General features: G+C 61.7%; 12 protein-coding genes. 5 read left to right on the top strand and 7 right to left on the bottom strand.

Annotation, left to right across the window (positions count from 1 at the left end):
• Positions 1–13: 13 nt before the first annotated feature.
• On the bottom strand, positions 14–1,354 hold the full coding sequence (locus tag P8Q88_RS03650; protein WP_278322463.1) for an exopolysaccharide biosynthesis polyprenyl glycosylphosphotransferase: 1,341 nt from the start codon (positions 1,352–1,354) through the stop codon (positions 14–16).
• 276 nt (positions 1,355–1,630) lie between these two features.
• Here P8Q88_RS03650 and P8Q88_RS03645 point away from each other — a divergent pair, with 276 nt between their 5' ends.
• The 5 genes from P8Q88_RS03645 (at position 1,631) to P8Q88_RS03625 (ending at position 9,572) form a co-directional block, all read left to right on the top strand.
• Positions 1,631–2,851: an NADP-dependent isocitrate dehydrogenase gene (locus tag P8Q88_RS03645; protein ID WP_278322462.1), complete on the top strand. Its 1,221-nt coding sequence runs from the start codon at positions 1,631–1,633 to the stop codon at positions 2,849–2,851.
• A 106-nt stretch (positions 2,852–2,957) separates the two neighbouring features.
• Positions 2,958–4,613: a carbon-nitrogen hydrolase family protein gene (locus P8Q88_RS03640; RefSeq protein ID WP_278322461.1), complete on the top strand. Its 1,656-nt coding sequence runs from the start codon at positions 2,958–2,960 to the stop codon at positions 4,611–4,613.
• Between the two features lie 227 nt (positions 4,614–4,840).
• Positions 4,841–7,420 carry a M10 family metallopeptidase C-terminal domain-containing protein gene (locus P8Q88_RS03635; protein ID WP_278322460.1) on the top strand — a complete coding sequence of 860 codons (2,580 nt, stop codon included), beginning with the start codon at positions 4,841–4,843 and terminating at the stop codon, positions 7,418–7,420.
• Between the two features lie 162 nt (positions 7,421–7,582).
• Complete coding sequence (locus P8Q88_RS03630) at positions 7,583–9,343, top strand: cation:proton antiporter domain-containing protein (protein WP_278322459.1); 1,761 nt, start codon at positions 7,583–7,585, stop codon at positions 9,341–9,343.
• A gap of 43 nt (positions 9,344–9,386) precedes the next feature.
• A complete protein-coding gene (locus P8Q88_RS03625) occupies positions 9,387–9,572 on the top strand; it encodes a hypothetical protein (RefSeq protein ID WP_278322458.1) in 186 nt (61 codons plus the stop codon).
• A 58-nt stretch (positions 9,573–9,630) separates the two neighbouring features.
• On the opposite strand, the gene alaS is transcribed toward P8Q88_RS03625, so the two are convergent.
• The 6 genes from alaS to recA all read right to left on the bottom strand — a co-directional run bounded on the left by alaS (position 9,631) and on the right by recA (position 17,369).
• Positions 9,631–12,282 carry an alanine--tRNA ligase gene (gene alaS, locus P8Q88_RS03620; RefSeq protein WP_278322457.1) on the bottom strand — a complete coding sequence of 884 codons (2,652 nt, stop codon included), beginning with the start codon at positions 12,280–12,282 and terminating at the stop codon, positions 9,631–9,633.
• Positions 12,283–12,336: 54 nt separating this feature from the next.
• Positions 12,337–13,167, bottom strand: coding sequence for a class I SAM-dependent methyltransferase (locus tag P8Q88_RS03615; protein ID WP_278322456.1), 831 nt, complete (start codon positions 13,165–13,167; stop codon positions 12,337–12,339).
• Positions 13,168–13,171: 4 nt separating this feature from the next.
• Positions 13,172–14,194: an NAD-dependent epimerase/dehydratase family protein gene (locus tag P8Q88_RS03610; RefSeq protein ID WP_278322455.1), complete on the bottom strand. Its 1,023-nt coding sequence runs from the start codon at positions 14,192–14,194 to the stop codon at positions 13,172–13,174.
• The gene (locus tag P8Q88_RS03605; RefSeq protein WP_278322454.1) at positions 14,194–15,360 is read right to left on the bottom strand and encodes a nucleotide sugar dehydrogenase; all 1,167 of its coding nucleotides are present in this window, start codon (positions 15,358–15,360) and stop codon (positions 14,194–14,196) included. The genes P8Q88_RS03610 and P8Q88_RS03605 overlap by 1 nt, the downstream gene beginning before the upstream one ends.
• Positions 15,361–15,452: 92 nt before the next feature.
• Positions 15,453–16,079, bottom strand: coding sequence for a glutathione S-transferase family protein (locus P8Q88_RS03600; RefSeq protein WP_278322453.1), 627 nt, complete (start codon positions 16,077–16,079; stop codon positions 15,453–15,455).
• A gap of 225 nt (positions 16,080–16,304) precedes the next feature.
• Positions 16,305–17,369, bottom strand: coding sequence for a recombinase RecA (recA, locus tag P8Q88_RS03595; RefSeq protein WP_278322452.1), 1,065 nt, complete (start codon positions 17,367–17,369; stop codon positions 16,305–16,307).
• Between the last annotated feature and the right edge of the window lie 32 nt (positions 17,370–17,401).

Here is a 17,401-nt window from a genome sequence, read left to right as displayed (position 1 = left end):
TCTCGCGATCGGACTAGTAAGCGTTCGGGTGCACGACAACCCGCACCGTGGCAAAGAGGATCTTGATATCGCCCCAAAGCGACCAGTTCCGAATATATTCCAGATCGGCGCCAAGTCTGTCGACCAAATGGGATTCCGTTTCTGTTGCCCCGCGATGTCCACGCACCTGAGCCAATCCGGTCAGCCCCGGCTTAAGCGAATGCCTCTGCCAGTATTCGCTGTCGACCTCCCAGAACAGCTTGTCTCCCGCGTGAGAGCCGAGCGCATGTGGACGGGGCCCGACCAGACTCATTTCGGACCGCAGAACATTGATGAGCTGGGGCAATTCGTCGATCGACGTCTTGCGGATGAAGCGGCCGATTTTGGTGATCCGATCATCGGATCGAGAGGTGGATCGCGCGCCCTCGTGATCGCCCTTGTCTACTCGCATCGACCGGAACTTGAGCATCTTGAACAGGCAATTGTGCTGACCCATGCGCGGCTGGACAAAAAACACAGGGCCGCCGTCTTCCAGTTTGATCAGCAGTGCGACGAGCAACAGGATCGGGCTGAGCAACAGGAGAGCGGGAACGGTAATGACCAGGTCCAGCGCTCGTTTGAAAAGGCGGGCGTGCAAGGCCAGGGGCCCGGACGACACAACCAGCGACGCATTTCCGTCGACGCGACCTATAGCGATTGCGCCCAATTCCTGGACGACCGGGCTCAAGACTTCGCCACGCACGCCTGCACTTCGCAGGAGCGTCGCCCATTCAGCCCGCGCCTCGGTTTTGCAGCTCACGACAACGCGGTCGGCTCCGCGGATGAGGCGGCCTATCTTGTCGAGCGCCCGGGGATCGGCCCTCGCACCGGCAATATCGAAAGCGTTGGTTTTCACGACTTCAGCGCCCGGCACATCGACTTGCGGTCCTCCATCGAGCACCAAGAGGATCGAACTCATCGTTGGACCATAGCGTTTCCGCAGGATCGCACGCATTACCGTTCGTGACACGCCGATCCCGAGAAAGGTCAGTACGAGAGCAAGCGAAAGCATCACTCGCGAAAAGTCGGTCGCGGCCTTGGCATAGAAAATCATGACCGTGCACAGCATGGCGGTGATCACGAGGGCGAGTGCGACCTGCCCTATAGCAAAACGAACCTCATCAAGAGCCCGGATCGAATAACACCGCTGGTATACGGCAATGACGATGAAAATCGGCAGGACAGCCCAAGCCATGGCGACAGCAAACTGCAGGGGCCATTCGTTCCGATATATACCACCAGAAAGGACGAAACTGCCGAAAAGTATCACCGCATCCGTCAGGAGCATCGCGAGATAGATCTGCACCCGCTTGCTCTCCATCACCGGTCGAGCCATGGCAGTTTTCATATTCTCGAGATACACGCGCGAGACTCCAAACGCTGGTTCCCCGGGCCCGGCCGGGATTTTCATACACGAGTTCGCTTTCCCATCAGGTTGAAACGGTGCGACCCTGAATCAACCTTCCCCTTAGCGTCTTGCGCGAAGATGTTAACGCAAAAATACACATTTCTCGCCTTCGACACGCGGGAAAGGCGAAACGCGGCGCTCCCTTGCCCTCGCGCTCCCCTCTGCTAAAGCGCGCGCAACCTCATTCGAAACGACAGGAAAACGATGGCCAAGATCAAGGTTGCGAACCCGATCGTCGAACTCGACGGCGACGAAATGACGAAAATCATCTGGCAGTGGATCCGCGAGCGGCTGATCCTGCCTTATCTCGACGTCGATCTGAAATATTACGATTTGTCGATCGAAAAGCGCGACGAAACCGACGACCAGATCACGGTCGATGCGGCCAACGCGATCAAGGAACACGGCGTCGGCGTGAAATGCGCCACCATCACGCCCGACGAGGCGCGGGTCGAGGAATTCGAGCTCAAGAAGATGTGGGTCAGCCCTAACGGGACGATCCGCAATATCCTCGGCGGCGTGGTCTTTCGCGAGCCGATCGTCATCGACAACGTGCCGCGCCTGGTCCCGGGCTGGACCGACCCGATCGTGGTCGGCCGCCACGCTTTCGGCGACCAGTATCGCGCCAAGGACACGCTGATCCCCGGCAAGGGCAAGCTGCGCATGGTCTTCGAAGGCGAGGATGGCAACAACATCGACATCGACGTGTTCGAATTCCCGAGCCCGGGCGTCGCGATGACGATGTACAACCTCGACGATTCGATCCGCGACTTCGCGCGCGCCAGCTTCGCCTACGGCCTCGACCGCAAATGGCCGGTTTACCTATCGACCAAGAACACCATCCTCAAGAAATACGATGGGCGTTTCAAGGACCTGTTCCAGGAAGTCTTCGAAGCCGAATACAAGGCGGACTTCGACAAGCACGGCCTGACCTACGAACACCGTCTGATCGACGACATGGTTGCCGCCGCCCTCAAGTGGAGCGGCAAGTTCGTCTGGGCCTGCAAGAACTACGACGGCGATGTACAGTCGGACATCGTGGCGCAGGGCTTCGGCTCGCTCGGCCTGATGACCAGCGTGCTGATGACGCCCGACGGCAAGACGGTAGAGGCCGAAGCGGCGCACGGCACCGTCACTCGCCACTATCGCCAGCACCAGCAGGGCAAGGCGACTTCGACCAATCCGATCGCCAGCATCTTCGCCTGGACGCGCGGCCTGATGTATCGTGGCAAGTTCGACAACACGCCCGAAGTGGTGAAATTCGCCGAAACGCTGGAGAAGGTCTGCATCAAGACGGTCGAGAGCGGGAAGATGACCAAGGACCTCGCCTTGCTGATCGGGCCGGACCAGAGCTGGATGACCACCGAGCAGTTTTTCGAGGCGATCGTCGAGAATCTCGAGCAGGAAATGGCCAACTGGGCCTGAAACCCATTCCAGCCTGCGTCATTACGTAGGCAAGGCTAGACCAGACGGGGTCGGCATGTGCCGGCCCCGTTTGCATTTGCGGATCGTGTGAGAACGGGGAACATTCATGGCAAAGGCACCGGCGAAGAAGCGCGCTCTCAAGCGCAAGACCAGCGAAAAGTTCGGCCAGCGCCGGCTCGAGGTTCGCAACGCCAAGACCAAGGACATTCGCGGCATCGCCGATCTTGTGCGCCGGGTCTATGAGGACATGCCCGCCTATACGCACGGCGAGATCCGCGGGCAGATCAACAACTTCAAGGAAGGTTGCTTCGTCGCTCTCCTTGACGACGAAGTCGTTGGCTACTGCGCAACCATGCAGCTGGCCGAGGCTCTGGCGTTCCAAGATCACGATTGGGAAGAGATCACGGGCAACGGCTTCGGCAGCCGCCACGATCCCACGGGCGACTGGCTCTACGGCTACGAGATGTGTGTCGATCCCAAGGTGCGGGGCGTACGCATCGGCCGTCGCCTCTACGAAGAGCGCCGCGCGCTGGCCGAGGAAAAGGACCTGACCGGTATCGTCTTCGCCGGCCGCATGCCGAACTACCGCCGCTTCCGCCGCCGCGTCGAAGGGCCGCGAGACTATCTCGACAAGGTCGTTGAAGGGAAGCTGCACGATCCCGTTTTGCGCTTCCAGCTTGCCAACGGGTTCGAGCCCGAGCGTATCATGGAAAGCTACTTGCCGGAGGACAAGGCCAGCATGGCGAATGCCGTGATGATGGTCTGGCGAAATCCGTATGTAGAGCGCGACCAGCCGGTAAAAAAGCGCCTGCCCCGCGGGGTCGAGGCCGTGCGCGTCGCCACCTGCCAGCTGCAGGCGCGCGCGGTTGCCGACTACGACGAATTCATGCGCCACATCACGTATTTCGTAGACGTGGCAAGCGATTACGAGAGCGACTTCATCGTCTTTCCAGAACTCTTCACGCTGATGCTGCTGAGCTTCGAGGAAAAAGAGCTTTCCCCGGTCGAGGCGATCGAGCGCCTGTCCGAGTATACGCCGCGCCTGCAGGCGGACATCTCCGACATGGCGATGCGCTACAACATCAACATCATCGCCGGCAGCCACCCGACCCGCATGGACGATGGCGACATCCACAATGTCGCCTACGTGTGCCTGCGCGACGGATCGGTCCACGCGCAGGAAAAGATTCACCCCACCCCCAACGAGCGGTACTGGTGGAACATCAAGGGCGGCGACAAGGTCGAGGTCATCCAGACCGATTGCGGGCCGATCGGCGTGCAGATCTGCTACGATAGCGAATTCCCCGAGCTGAGCCGCCGCCTGGCCGACGAAGGCGCGCGGATCATCTTCGTGCCCTTCTGCACCGACAGCCGGCAGGGGTACCTTCGGGTCCGTTATTGCGGGCAGGCCCGGGCGATCGAGAACCAGTGCTTCGTGGTGCTGTCGGGCAATGTCGGCAACCTGCCCAACGTCGGCAATATGGACATCCAGTATGCCCAAAGCTGCATCCTGACGCCCTGCGACTTCCCCTTTGCGCGTGACGGGATCGCCGCCGAGTCGAGCGAGAACGTCGAGACGCTCACGATCAGCGACGTGAACCTCGCGGACCTCAGCTGGGCGCGCGCGGAAGGCACGGTCCGCAACCTCGCCGACAGGCGGTTCGACCTCTACCGGATCGAGTGGGACGAAGCCGGGAAACACCCCGGCAAGCCGCGCCCGCGCCGCGAGCCCCTTGGCCATGGCGGTCCGGGCGGGGGCTGATCGCCGCAAGGATTTCCGAATTGGGACCAGCGACTTGGCGAACTTGGGGACACTTGTTCTTCGATAGTGCGGAGCCGCTCTGTGCCGGATGTCACCCCACGGCAACGTAGTTCTCGATCCGTTGCTGATCGAGATCTGCGGAGAACGTTAAGGTATGGGCAATCGGTTAGACCTATTACTGTCAGTTCGACGGACTCGTATTTTTTACGTTGGGTTGGGGTGGTCAGATGTATCAATTCGCAAACTTCTCTGCGCGCGCGGCTGAAAGTCTTTCGAGCGCCGAGTTGTTTTCCATGTCGGTCCGTGCCTCTTTCGGCCTCGAGCAACTGCAGCGTGGCGAAGTCGATTTCGGCCACTTCATGGGCTGTGCTTGTGCAGGATGCTCCGCCGTCGCTAGCGAAGGGCACCCAAAGGTTCTGGCCCAGGACGAAAGCTCTCTCGCGACCTTCGCGGGCGGCGTCGATGTCCCCGGTGATCTCTCGACCGGGGCGACCATTGCAGTCGGTGGCAGCCTGACGGGCGAACTCGAGGTCGTCGGGGATACGGACTGGTATCGCATAGAGCTCGCCGCGGGCGATTCTATCGGAATCTCGCTGTTTGGTTCGGGGGCATCGCCTGTCAGCGACACATATTTGAGGATCTACGACGCCAACGGGAATCTGGTTGCGGAGAACGATGATGGCGGCGAGGGACTCAACTCTTTCCTCCGCTTCGTCTCGGACAATGGCGGGACATACTATATCGAAGCCGACTCTTATGGGAATAACAAGATCGGTGAATTCACGCTGCAGGTTTCCGAGGTCCAGCCGCTGGAATTGTATTCGAATGACCAGATCGCCTATCAACTGACCAACGGCTATTGGGGGGGTACGGCCAGATCCTGGAATGTCGGGAGTGACGGACAGCTTACCTACGATGTAAGCGCTCTGCCGGCGGACGCCCGTTTCCTTGCGCAGCAGGCTTTGCTGCTATGGGGCGACGCGACCGGAATTCAATTCGTCCCGGTAACCGGAAATGCGGAAATCACCTTTCAGGACAGTGCGAGCGGCGCATATGCCTCTTCCAGCTGGTCGGGCGGCACCATCATTTCTGCGACCGTGAACATATCCGCCCAATGGCTGGCGAATTACGGCACCGGCCTCAACAGCTATTCTTTTCAGACTTATATCCACGAAATCGGCCATGCACTTGGTCTCGGACACGGCGGTAATTATAACGGCAGCGCCAGCTATGCGACCGACGCGTCCTACCTGAACGATAGTTGGGCGACGACTGTAATGTCGTACTTCAGCCAGACGGAAAACGATTATTTTGCGCAGCTCGGCTTCTCCCAAGCCTATGTCACCACCCCGATGAGCGCTGACCTGGTAGCGGTCGATGACCTGTACGGTCTGTCGACCACGACCCGGCTTGGAAATACGGTTTATGGCTTCAACAATACGAGTGGCCGCGCCGTGTTCGATGCCGCAGCTCATCCTGCTACCGCCTATGCGATTATCGATAGCGGCGGGCGCGATACCCTGAACTACAGCGGCTTCACCGCCGATCAGCTGATCGACCTGCGTGCCGAAAAATTTTCGAGCATCGGCGGTCTGGTCGGCAATGTCAGCATTGCCCGGGGCACGGTGATCGAAGACGCACAGGGCGGATCAGGCGCAGACACGATCATCGGGAATGATGCGGCGAATACCGTTCGCGGCAATGCCGGCGACGACACCATCTTCGGCGGCCTCGGCAATGACCGTTTACTTGGCGGAGATGGCAACGATTCTATCGATGGGGAAGGCGGGAACGACCGGATCGAGGGCAACGACGGCAATGACACGATTTACGGCGGATCCGGAGATGACATTATCGACGGTAAGAATGACGCAGACACAATCTTCGGCGAAGAAGGAAAAGACCGTCTCTACGGAGCCAAGGGCAATGACCTCGTTTACGGTGGCGATGATAACGACGTTATCTACGGCGGCGGCGGCTCGGACCTGATCTTCGGCGAGAGTGGCTCGGATTGGATCTCAGGCGGGCACGGCAACGATACACTGAACGGAGACGGCGGAAACGATCGGATCGACGGGAACGAGGGAAACGACCGCATCAACGGCGGCGATGGAGGCGATACTCTGTACGGCGGTGACGGCCACGACACGATCAATGGTGGAACCGGCAATGACATCATTGATGGCAAGGATGGCGCCGACAAACTCTATGGTGATGATGGACAGGACCGCATCTATGGAGCTTGGGGGGACGATAGCATCTACGGTGGCGGCGATGGCGACGATATCTATGGCGGCGGTGGCTCAGACCTTATGTTTGGCGGCAGTGGCGCCGACCAAATCTTCGGCGGGCATGGCAACGATCTGCTTCGTGGCGACGCAGGCAATGATATTCTGAGCGGAGAGAATGGCAATGACGTCTTTTTCTTCGACCTCGCAGGCGCGGGCGATGCTGACCAGATCACCGATTTCGCTTCGGGGCAGGATACGATCAGGCTCGACATGGGCGGCGATTTCGCCGGACTGACCCAGACCGGCACTCTCTCGGCATCCGCTTTTCGGAGAGGAACGGCTGCAGGGGACGCCGATGACAGGATCATCTACGATGAGACTACCGGTAATCTCTGGTACGACGCCGATGGCGACGGTGCCCAGGCAGCTGAGCTGTTCGCGACGCTGGCCCCTAATACCGTGCTGGCCGCAAGCGATTTCGATGTCGTCAATTCCGCTTCGGCAGCAGCGGCAGCTTCGACTTCAGGTCATGCCAAGGAGCCGATCATTGAAGCCGATCAGGTTCTTTTCATCTGATCGGTCTACCGATCGCTCAATGTGCGGCAGCCGTTTTTGTCCCGTACCAAAACGGAGAGTGTAACAGCCGATTTACCGGCACTGCCCTGTGTGGGGCAATTCTTCGCGAGATTCTTGAATTCGGTGTGTGACAGGGCAGACGAAGCTTTCTAACAGGACCTCATGGCCTCTGCCGAACTTGCTTCACCCGCTCTATCCGATGCGCTTGTCATCCTGGGCGCAGCGGGTCTCGTCATCCCGGTCTTTACCCGGTTCCGCATCACGCCGGTCATCGGGTTCATCCTGATCGGAATACTGGTGGGGCCATACGGCCTCGGACGGATGGTGTTCGAGCACCCATGGCTCAATCACATAACCATATCCGACCCGGACTCCCTCGATTTATTCGCAGAGTTCGGGATCATCCTCCTCCTCTTCGCCATCGGGCTGGAGTTGAGCTTCAACCGGCTCTGGCAGATGCGCCGATTGGTCTTCGGCCTGGGCGCGCTGGAACTGATCGTCATCGGCAGCTGCCTTGCAGTGTTTCTCGCCATGATGGGGCAGTTCTGGACCGGGGCGCTGGCGCTCGGCTTCGCCCTCGCCTTCTCCTCGACCGCCATCGTGCTGCCGATATCGGGCACGCATACGCCGGTGGGCCGCGCGGCGCTGTCGATGCTGCTGTTCGAGGATATCATGATCGTCCCGATTATCTTCATCCTCGGCGCGATGGCGCCCAATGCCGAGGCGGAAGGGTGGGAGGGCCTGCTGACCACGCTATGGCAGGGCGGGCTCGTGATTCTGGCGATGATGGTGCTCGGTCGTTTCGCCCTGCCCCGCCTGTTCGGACAAGCCGCGCGTACGAAAAGTCCCGAGCTTTTTCTCGCCGCATCGCTACTGGTGGTGATCGGCGCCAGCCTGGCCACGGCCGCCGTCGGCCTGTCGCCGATCGTCGGCGCGCTGATCGCCGGCCTGCTGATCGCCGAAACCGAGTACCACGGCGAGGTCGAGGGCATTCTGGAGCCGTTCAAGGGCCTTGCGCTGGGCATCTTCCTCATCACCGTGGGCATGAGCATCGACCTGGCGACGATCTGGGACAATCTCGGCATGATTCTCACGGCAGTCGTGCTGGTGCTCGTCTTCAAGGCATCGGTGACTGGAATTCTCCTGCGCCTCATGGGCGCGCGACGCAGCACCGCAGCGGAAACCGGCATCCTCATGGCGAGCCCATCGGAAACCACGCTGATCGTGCTTGCCGCGGCGAGTTCCGCCGTCCTGATTCAGCCGGGGACCGCGCAGTTCTGGCAGATCGTGACTGCTATCGGCCTCACCGTGACGCCGCTACTCGCCATGCTGGGACGCGCCGTGGCGCGCCGGGTCGAACCGATTCCCGAGCTGCCGGACGATGACGAAGGCGAAGGCCGCGTCGTCATCATCGGCGCGGGCCGCGTCGGCTTGCTGGTTGCGCAGATGTTGCAGGCCCACGACAAGCCATATGTCGCGCTCGACGCCAATCCCGACCTGATCGAGAGCGCCAAGCGCCGTGGCTATCGCGCCACTTTCGGCGATGCTGCGCGCGGCGATGCGCTCAGCCGATTGGGGCTGGAAGATGCGCTGGCCGTGGTGCTCACCATGGATGAACCGGTGCTGGTCCAGCGACTGGTATCGAAATTGCGCAAGGAATACCCCGACCTGCTGATCGTGTGCCGCGCGCGCGATGTGAAGCATGCAGCCGAACTGTATCGAGCGGGTGCCAGCCACGCGGTACCCGAAACCCTCGAAAGTTCGCTGCAATTGTCCGAGGCGGTGCTGGTCGATATTGGCGTCGCCATGGGGCCGGTAATCGCCTCGATCCACGAAAAGCGCGACGAGTTCCGCTCCCGGATCGAGAAGGACGGTGCGCTCGACTACAAGCCGAAGCTACGCTCAAGCACGGCGGATGCCTGAACCTTTGCCGCTCCGATGCGTTGAAGGGGCAAAGGAGAAAGTCATGAGCGACAACGAAATCGATCCGACGAAGCCGATCCCCAACGACGAGAAATTCAAGCCGCAGAACGTAAAGGGTCCGCTGAAGGACCAGGCGCCCGACCAGTTGCGCGGCGCGCCGGGTGACACCGAAGGCTATGACGTGGCCCACGGTTCGCAGCCGACTACAAAGAAGACGCCTAGCGCCTGAATCTTTCTCGTGAGGAGAGAGGATACGCCCGGCAGGTTCGCGCCTGTCGGGCGTTTTCCTATGCCAGCGCGTTGCGCACCGCGGCGATGGCTTCGCCGGCCTTGGAACCGTCCGGGCCCCCGCCCTGCGCCATGTCGGCGCGACCGCCCCCGCCCTTGCCGCCAAGCGTTTCCACTCCGGCCCGAACGAGTTCGACCGCGCTGAAACGGTCGGTCAGGTCATCGGTAACCGCGACGGCAAAGGCCGCCTTGCCATCGTTGACCGCGCAGATTGCCGCGATGCCCGAACCCATGCGGGACTTTGCCTCGTCCAGCAGCGTGCGCAGTTCCTTGGGGTCGAGGCCTTCGATCACTTGGCCGGAGAATGTGACCCCGCCGATATCCTCGTCTTTCGTGGCTGCATCGCTGCCACCACCGCCGCCCAGTGCCAGTGCACGCTTGGCTTCGGCGAGTTCCTTCTCGAGCCGCTTGCGCTCCTCGACCAGAGCCGACACGCGCTGCGGCGCCTCATCGGGCGAGGTCTTCAGTGCACTCGCAATTGCGCGCACGGCCTCATCACGGGCGATGAGCCACTCGCGCGCCGCCTCGCCGGTCAGCGCCTCGATCCGCCGTACCCCCGAGCTGACCGCGCTTTCGGACACGATCTTGAACAGGCCGATATCGCCCGTCGCCTTTACATGGGTGCCGCCGCATAGCTCGACCGAATAATTGCGGCCTTCGTCGCCCTTGCGGCCCATCGACAGCACGCGGACCTCGTCGCCATATTTTTCGCCGAACAATGCGAGGGCGCCCGCGGCCACTGCATCGTCGGGCGTCATCAGGCGGGTCGAAACCTGCTCATTGGCGCGGATTTCGGCATTCACCTCGGCCTCGATCGCCGCGATGTCCTGTTCGTTCAGCGGTTTGGGATGCGAGAAATCGAAGCGGAACCTGTCGGCCGATACCAGCGAACCTTTCTGCGTCACATGCTCGCCAAGCCTGTGCCGCAGGGCCGCATGAACCAGGTGTGTGGCAGAGTGGTTTGCCCGGATGCGGTCGCGGCGATCGGCATCGATCTCGAGATGCACCGCATCCCCGACCTTGACCGAGCCTGTGCGCACCTTGCCGACATGCGTGTGAAGGCGGCCCAGTGGCTTGTTGGTCGTTTCGACCGAGAACTCGAGGCCCTCCGGCGTCCAGATCCGTCCAGCATCGCCGGTCTGGCCGCCGCTTTCGCCATAAAATGGCGTCTGGTTAGTGAGGATCACGACTTCGTCGCCCTGCGACGCGCTTTCGACTTCAACGCCGTCCCTGACGATAGCGACCACGGCCCCCTCGCCCGTATCGGAGCTGTAGCCGGTGAATTCGGTCGAGCCTTCGCGCTCGGCAATGTCGAACCAGACCTCCTCGCTCGCCGCCTCACCCGAGCCTTTCCAGGCCGCGCGAGCCGCGGCCTTCTGCTCGGCCATGGCGGCGTCGAAGCCGTCCCGGTCGACCGCGATCCCGCGGCTGCGCAGCGCATCTTCGGTGAGGTCGTAAGGGAAGCCGTAAGTGTCGTAGAGCTTGAACGCGGTTTCGCCGGGCAGCGTGCCGCCCTCGCCCATGTCGGCAGTCGCGTCGTCGAGCAGGCGCAATCCCTTGTCGAGCGTCCGGCGGAATTGCACCTCCTCGCGCTCGAGCACTTCCTGGATAAGCGCCTGCCCGCGTACGAGCTCGGGATAGGCGGCGCCCATCTCGCTCACCAGTTCCGGCACCAGGCGATGCATCAGCGGCTGGCTCGCGCCCAGCAGGTGCGCGTGGCGCATTGCGCGGCGCATGATACGGCGCAGGACATAGCCGCGGCCTTCGTTGCTCGGCAGGACCCCGTCTGCCAGCAGGAAGCTGGTCGAGCGCAGGTGATCGGCGATCACGCGGTGGCTGGCGGTCTTGTCACCCGCGGCCTTGACGCCAGTCATGTTCTCGCTCGCGCCGATCAGCGCCTTGAAGGTATCGGTATCGTAATTGTCATGAACGCCCTGCATCACCGCAGCGACGCGCTCGATCCCCATGCCGGTATCGATGCTGGGCTTTGGCAGGTCGCCGACAATCTCGTCATTCTCCTGCGTGAACTGCATGAAGACGAGGTTCCAGATCTCGACGAAGCGATCGCCGTCTTCCTCCGGCGACCCCGGAGGGCCGCCCCAGATGTGATCGCCGTGATCGTAAAAAATCTCCGAGCACGGACCGCAGGGTCCGTCAGAACCCATGGCCCAGAAATTGTCCTTGGTCGGAATGCGGATGATCTTTTCGTCGGCAAAGCCGGTGCGCTTCTTCCACAGGTCGAAGGCTTCGTCGTCCGTGTGGTAGACTGTGACCAGCAGGCGCTCGGGGTCGAGGCCCCATTCCTTGGTCAGCAGCGTCCAGGCATGATCGATCGCCTGTTCCTTGAAATAGTCGCCAAAGCTGAAATTGCCGAGCATCTCGAAGAAGGTGTGATGCCGCGCGGTGTAGCCGACATTGTCGAGGTCATTGTGCTTGCCCCCGGCGCGGACGCATTTCTGCGAACTTGTTGCGCGCGGTGCGGGCGGGGTCTCAAGACCGGTGAACGCATTCTTGAACGGCACCATGCCCGCATTGACGAACATCAGCGTGGGATCGCTGAAGGGCACCAGCGGCGCGCTCGCGACCTCTGCATGACCATTTGAGGCAAAATAGTCGAGGAAGCTGCGGCGAATGTCGTTGGTCGAGGTCATGCCAGCGCAGTTAGGCAATCCGCGCCACACCGACAAGCCGCAAATGCTGCCCTGTCAGGGGGCGCTGGCCGATACGATCCACGCCGCTGCTGGCAGCGTCACGACCCCCGCATCAAGGTGTTGGCGAAGCACCTCCTCCAGCTTCGCCAGTGCCGTTTCGCGCGCATCCTCTTCAAGCTCCGCCATCGCCCGGGCGGCCGGGCCGATACGCAGGAAATAGGACATGGCATCGCCGACAGGATCTGCACCTGCCCCTGCAATCATGGGGTAATCGACCGGCTGGAACGCGATATCCTGCCACCCGGCCTGCTCCAGTATCGGCGCAACCCGCTCGCTCCGGCCGAAAGCGAAGGGACCGGGCTCCTCCGGCGACGATGGTGGCGCAGTTTCGCTTTCCGGCAAGGCCTTGGCCAGTTCCGCCACCCATTGGTTTTCAGCCCGTTGCCGGAAACAGGAGAAGACCAGGCGAGCGCCCGATTGGGCCTGCGCACGGATATGCGCAAAGGCCGCGACGGGATCGGCGAAGAACATGACCCCGTGGCGCGACAGGACAAGGTCGGGCCGGAAATCCTCGCTAGGCATCCAGCGGGACGCATCGCCCAGCTCGATGGCTGCGTTGGAAAGGTCACGTACACGCTCGCGCGCTACGGCGACCAGATCCTGGCTGATGTCCAGCCCTATGACGCGTGCGGAGGGTTCGGCTTCCGCCAGACCGGCGGTCATCTCCCCTGCCCCGCACCCGATATCGAGCGCGGCGGTGAAGGGCCGTTCGATAGCCCGAGCGAGCAACAATTCGGTCAGCGCGCCGAAGCTGCGATCGGTTCGCCGCCATTCCCGCGCCCAGCTGGTGCCGACGCGGCCCTGCCATTCCGAAATGTCGGTCATCGCCTCAGACCTGGTAATAGTCCCGATACCACTCGACGAAGCGCCGCACGCCGTCGCGAATATCGGTTTGCGGGACATAGCCAGTCAGCGATTGGAGCAATTGCGTGTCGGCCCAGGTCGCCGGAACGTCGCCCGCCTGCATTTCCATGAAGTTCTTGTCCGCCGCGATGCCGAGCGCATTCTCGACCGCGTCGATCATGTCCATCAGCTGCACCGGCGACGAATTGCCGATATTGACGATCCGCCAGGGCGCCACGGGTGAAAGGCTGTCATGATCCGCGATTTCCTCGTCCGCTTCCGGGCGCACCGGCGGCGCATCGACCAGGCGGCGGATGGCCTCGACCAGATCCTCGACATAGGTGAAATCGCGCATCATCCGGCCGTGATTGTAGACATCGATCGCCTCGCCCCGCAGCATCGCGCGCACGAACTTGAAGAGCGCCATGTCCGGCCTTCCCCACGGTCCATAGACGGTGAAGAAACGGAACATCGTCACCGGCAGATCGAACAGGTGGGCGTAGGAATGCGCCATCGCCTCGTTCGCCTTCTTCGTCGCGGCATAGAAGGACATCTGGTGGTCGGTCTTCATCGTTTCGCGATAGGGCATTTCCGTATTGGCGCCGTAGGCGGACGACGTCGACGCGAGCAGCATGTGCTGTGGCGGATGGGCGCGTGCAGCCTCCAGCAGCTCGAACGTGCCGATGAGGTTGCTTTCCACATAGGTGCGCGGATTCTCGATCGAATACCGCACTCCGGCCTGCGCCGCGAGGTGGATCACGATATCGGGCTCGCTATCGGCCATCAGCTCCGCGAGCAAGCCGGGTGTCTCGATCGGCTGGTTGACCGCGCGAAAGCCCGCATTCTGCAGCAAGTGCGCCTGTCGCCGCCGCTTCAGCTCCGGATCGTAATAATCGGACAGGGAATCGACGCCGACGACCCGGAAGCCGTCTTCAAGCAAGCGCTTGCTTAGGAAATAGCCGATGAAGCCCGCCGAACCGGTGACAAGGGCGGAACGGGTCTCCGCCATCAGTCGGCGCCGAACAGGTCGCGCGTGAACACCTTGTCGCGCACGTCTTCCAGTTCGGGATCGAGGCGGTTGGCGATGATGATGTCCGCTTCCTGCTTGAAGGCGTCAAGATCGCGCAGCACGCGCGATCCGAAGAAGCTGTCCTCCTCCATCACCGGCTCGTAGACGACGACTTCGATACCCTTGGCCTTCACGCGCTTCATGATGCCTTGGATCGAGGATTGGCGGAAATTGTCGGAGCCGGCCTTCATGACCAGGCGGAACACGCCGACCTTGCCAGGCTTTTTCTCGATGATCCGGTCGGCAAGGAAATCCTTGCGCGTGCGGTTCGCATCGACGACGGCCCGGATGAGGTTCTGGGGCACTTCCGAATAGTTGGCGAGGAGCTGCTTCGTGTCCTTCGGCAGGCAGTATCCGCCATAGCCGAAGGACGGATTATTGTAGTGCGCGCCGATGCGCGGATCGAGCCCGATGCCTTCGATGATCTGGCGCGAATCGAGGCCGCGCGACAGCGCATAGCTATCCAGTTCGTTGAAGAAGGCGACCCGCATCGCGAGGTAGGTATTGGCGAACAGCTTGATCGCCTCGGCTTCCTCGGCATCGGTGAGCAGGACAGGGACGTCGTCCTCGAGCGCGGGCTCCAGCAGCAGGTCGGCGAACTTGCGGGCCCGGTCCGATCGCTCGCCAACGATGATCCGCGACGGATGGAGATTGTCGTAGAGCGCCTTGCCCTCGCGCAGGAATTCGGGGCTGAAGATGACATTCTGCGTGCCGAACCGCTCCCGCGCCTCGGTGGTGTAGCCAACCGGGATGGTCGATTTGATCACGATGACCGTATCGGGACTGGCATCGCGAACCTGCTCGATCACGCTGTCGACAGCTGACGTGTCGAAAAAGTTGGTGTCCGGATCGTAATTGGTGGGCACGGCAACAACGGCGAATTCGGCACCCGAGATGGCATCGGCGAAATCGGTGCTGAAGGTCAGGTCGAGATCGTCATGGGTGAGATATTCCTCGACCAGATCGTCCTGGATCGGCGAGCGGCGTTCATTCAGCATGGCGACCCGTGCAGGCGCGATATCGTATCCGACGACCGCATTTTGCTGCGCGAGCATTATGGCGTTGGAAAGCCCGACATAGCCGAGGCCGAACACTGCAATCTTCATGTTTTATCTGTGCCCTTCGATCCGGCTTGTGCCCTTCCGACCGTGTTCTGTGGGGAAGCCGACACTATTTCAAGTTGGCCAAAAGAGAGGTGCTACCATACGAAATAGGGGCCGCCGCGCTCCCGCGCGCGCTGCCAGGCAGGCCGCGAATGGACCTTCTCGACGAAGCGGGCGGCCTTCGGCGCAGTTTCCGCAAAGCCCTGCATGACGGCGATTTCCGCCGGAAAGCTCATCATCACGTCCGCTGCTGTCCAGCTGTCGCCGACGAAATGGCCATGCTCGTTGATCCCGTCCTCCATGAAGGCGACGTGGGCGGCAAACTGCTCGTCGATGCGCGGCATGATCGGCGCCGCGCCCTCCCCCAGCCGTCCGGCCATGATCTTCAGCATCACGGGGACGAAAAAGCTGCTCTCGCCGAACTGCATCCATTCAAGGTGACGGACGTGCTCTTCGCTGGCCGGGTCGGGCAGCCACTCGCCGCCGGCGTGGCGTTCGCACAGATACTGGATGATCGCGCCGCTTTCCGCGACCCTCAAACCCTCGTCCTCGATGAGCGGCGACTTGCCCAGCGGATGGGGCTCCTTCAGTTCAGGCGGAGCGAGATTGGTCTCGGCATCGCGCTGATAAGCCACGATCTCATATTCCGTGCCGAGTTCTTCGAGCAGCCAGAGGATACGCTGCGAACGGCTGTTGTTGAGATGGTGGACGGTAATCGTCATGGCGCTCTCCTGGGCAAGGCGGGAGGACCGGTCCTTCCGGTCGATTCGGGGCGACCCTAGGCGAGGCGGTCGGCGCCCGCCACATCAGACATGCCGGATACGGAAAAGCCGGTGCGGCCATCAAAAGGCGCGCACCGGCTTTCCGTTCGTTCGGGAGCACCGGGGGACAGTCCGGCTGGAACGCTCGCCCGGGGGAATGGGCGGCGCGCTCCCGCTTGAGGGGAATCAGTCCTCGTCCGCGTCCGGACCGGTCATCATCTCCTCGGCCACCTCGTCGGTGCGGCCGCGGATCGCGGCTTCCAACTTGGCGCACATCTCGGGATTTTCCTTCAGGAAGGTCTTGGCGTTCTCGCGGCCCTGGCCGATGCGGACGCTGTCGTAGCTGAACCAGCTACCCGACTTCTCGACCACGCCGGCCTTTACGCCCAGATCGAGGATCTCCCCGATCTTCGAAATGCCCTCGCCATACATGATGTCGAATTCGACCTGCTTGAACGGGGGGGCGACCTTGTTCTTGACCACCTTCACGCGGGTCGCGTTGCCGATCACCTCGTCACGGTCCTTGATCTGGCCGGTGCGACGGATGTCGAGGCGGACCGAAGCATAGAACTTGAGCGCATTGCCGCCGGTCGTCGTCTCGGGATTGCCGTACATCACGCCGATCTTCATGCGCAGCTGGTTGATGAAGATCACCATGCATTTCGAGCGGTTGATCGAACCGGTCAGCTTGCGCAGCGATTGCGACATCAGCCGGGCCTGCAGACCAACGTGGCTGTCGCCCATCTCGCCCTCGATCTCGGCCCGCGGAACGAGTGCCGCGACGGAGTCGACTACGAGCACGTCGATCGCATTGGAGCGCACCAGCGTGTCGGTGATCTCAAGTGCCTGTTCGCCCGTGTCGGGCTGCGATACGATCAGCTCGTCGATGTCGACGCCCAGCTTCTTGGCATAGACCGGATCGAGCGCGTGTTCCGCATCGACGAAGGCGGCCGTGCCGCCGGCCTTCTGCGCTTCGGCGATGACATGCAGCGCCAGCGTCGTCTTGCCCGAACTTTCCGGGCCGTAAACCTCGATCACGCGGCCCTTCGGCAGGCCGCCAATACCCAGTGCGATGTCGAGACCGAGCGAGCCGGTCGAAATCGCTTCGACATTCATCGTTTCCTTCGAGCCCAGCTTCATCGCCGAGCCCTTGCCGAAAGCACGATCGATCTGAGAGAGCGCGGCATCGAGTGCCTTCTGACGGTCTGCGTCCACTTGCTTTCCTTCTACCAGCTTCAGATTGGCCGCCATGACATCACCTCCTGCGCTTGCAAAGAGCCGCC

It is taken from the genome of Qipengyuania marincola (assembly GCF_029688625.1).
In the GTDB taxonomy this organism is placed as follows: domain Bacteria; phylum Pseudomonadota; class Alphaproteobacteria; order Sphingomonadales; family Sphingomonadaceae; genus Qipengyuania.
Note: the sequence above shows the minus strand (reverse complement) of the source record. Positions and strands in the feature narration are given on the sequence as shown.

Coding starts and splice junctions, on each gene's coding strand:
- P8Q88_RS03650 (WP_278322463.1), bottom strand. CDS start 1,354: ATGGCTCGACCGGTGATGGAGAGCAAGCGGGTGCAGATCTATCTCGCG.
- P8Q88_RS03645 (WP_278322462.1), top strand. CDS start 1,631: ATGGCCAAGATCAAGGTTGCGAACCCGATCGTCGAACTCGACGGCGAC.
- P8Q88_RS03640 (WP_278322461.1), top strand. CDS start 2,958: ATGGCAAAGGCACCGGCGAAGAAGCGCGCTCTCAAGCGCAAGACCAGC.
- P8Q88_RS03635 (WP_278322460.1), top strand. CDS start 4,841: ATGTATCAATTCGCAAACTTCTCTGCGCGCGCGGCTGAAAGTCTTTCG.
- P8Q88_RS03630 (WP_278322459.1), top strand. CDS start 7,583: ATGGCCTCTGCCGAACTTGCTTCACCCGCTCTATCCGATGCGCTTGTC.
- P8Q88_RS03625 (WP_278322458.1), top strand. CDS start 9,387: ATGAGCGACAACGAAATCGATCCGACGAAGCCGATCCCCAACGACGAG.
- alaS (WP_278322457.1), bottom strand. CDS start 12,282: ATGACCTCGACCAACGACATTCGCCGCAGCTTCCTCGACTATTTTGCC.
- P8Q88_RS03615 (WP_278322456.1), bottom strand. CDS start 13,167: ATGACCGACATTTCGGAATGGCAGGGCCGCGTCGGCACCAGCTGGGCG.
- P8Q88_RS03610 (WP_278322455.1), bottom strand. CDS start 14,194: ATGGCGGAGACCCGTTCCGCCCTTGTCACCGGTTCGGCGGGCTTCATC.
- P8Q88_RS03605 (WP_278322454.1), bottom strand. CDS start 15,360: ATGAAGATTGCAGTGTTCGGCCTCGGCTATGTCGGGCTTTCCAACGCC.
- P8Q88_RS03600 (WP_278322453.1), bottom strand. CDS start 16,079: ATGACGATTACCGTCCACCATCTCAACAACAGCCGTTCGCAGCGTATC.
- recA (WP_278322452.1), bottom strand. CDS start 17,369: ATGGCGGCCAATCTGAAGCTGGTAGAAGGAAAGCAAGTGGACGCAGAC.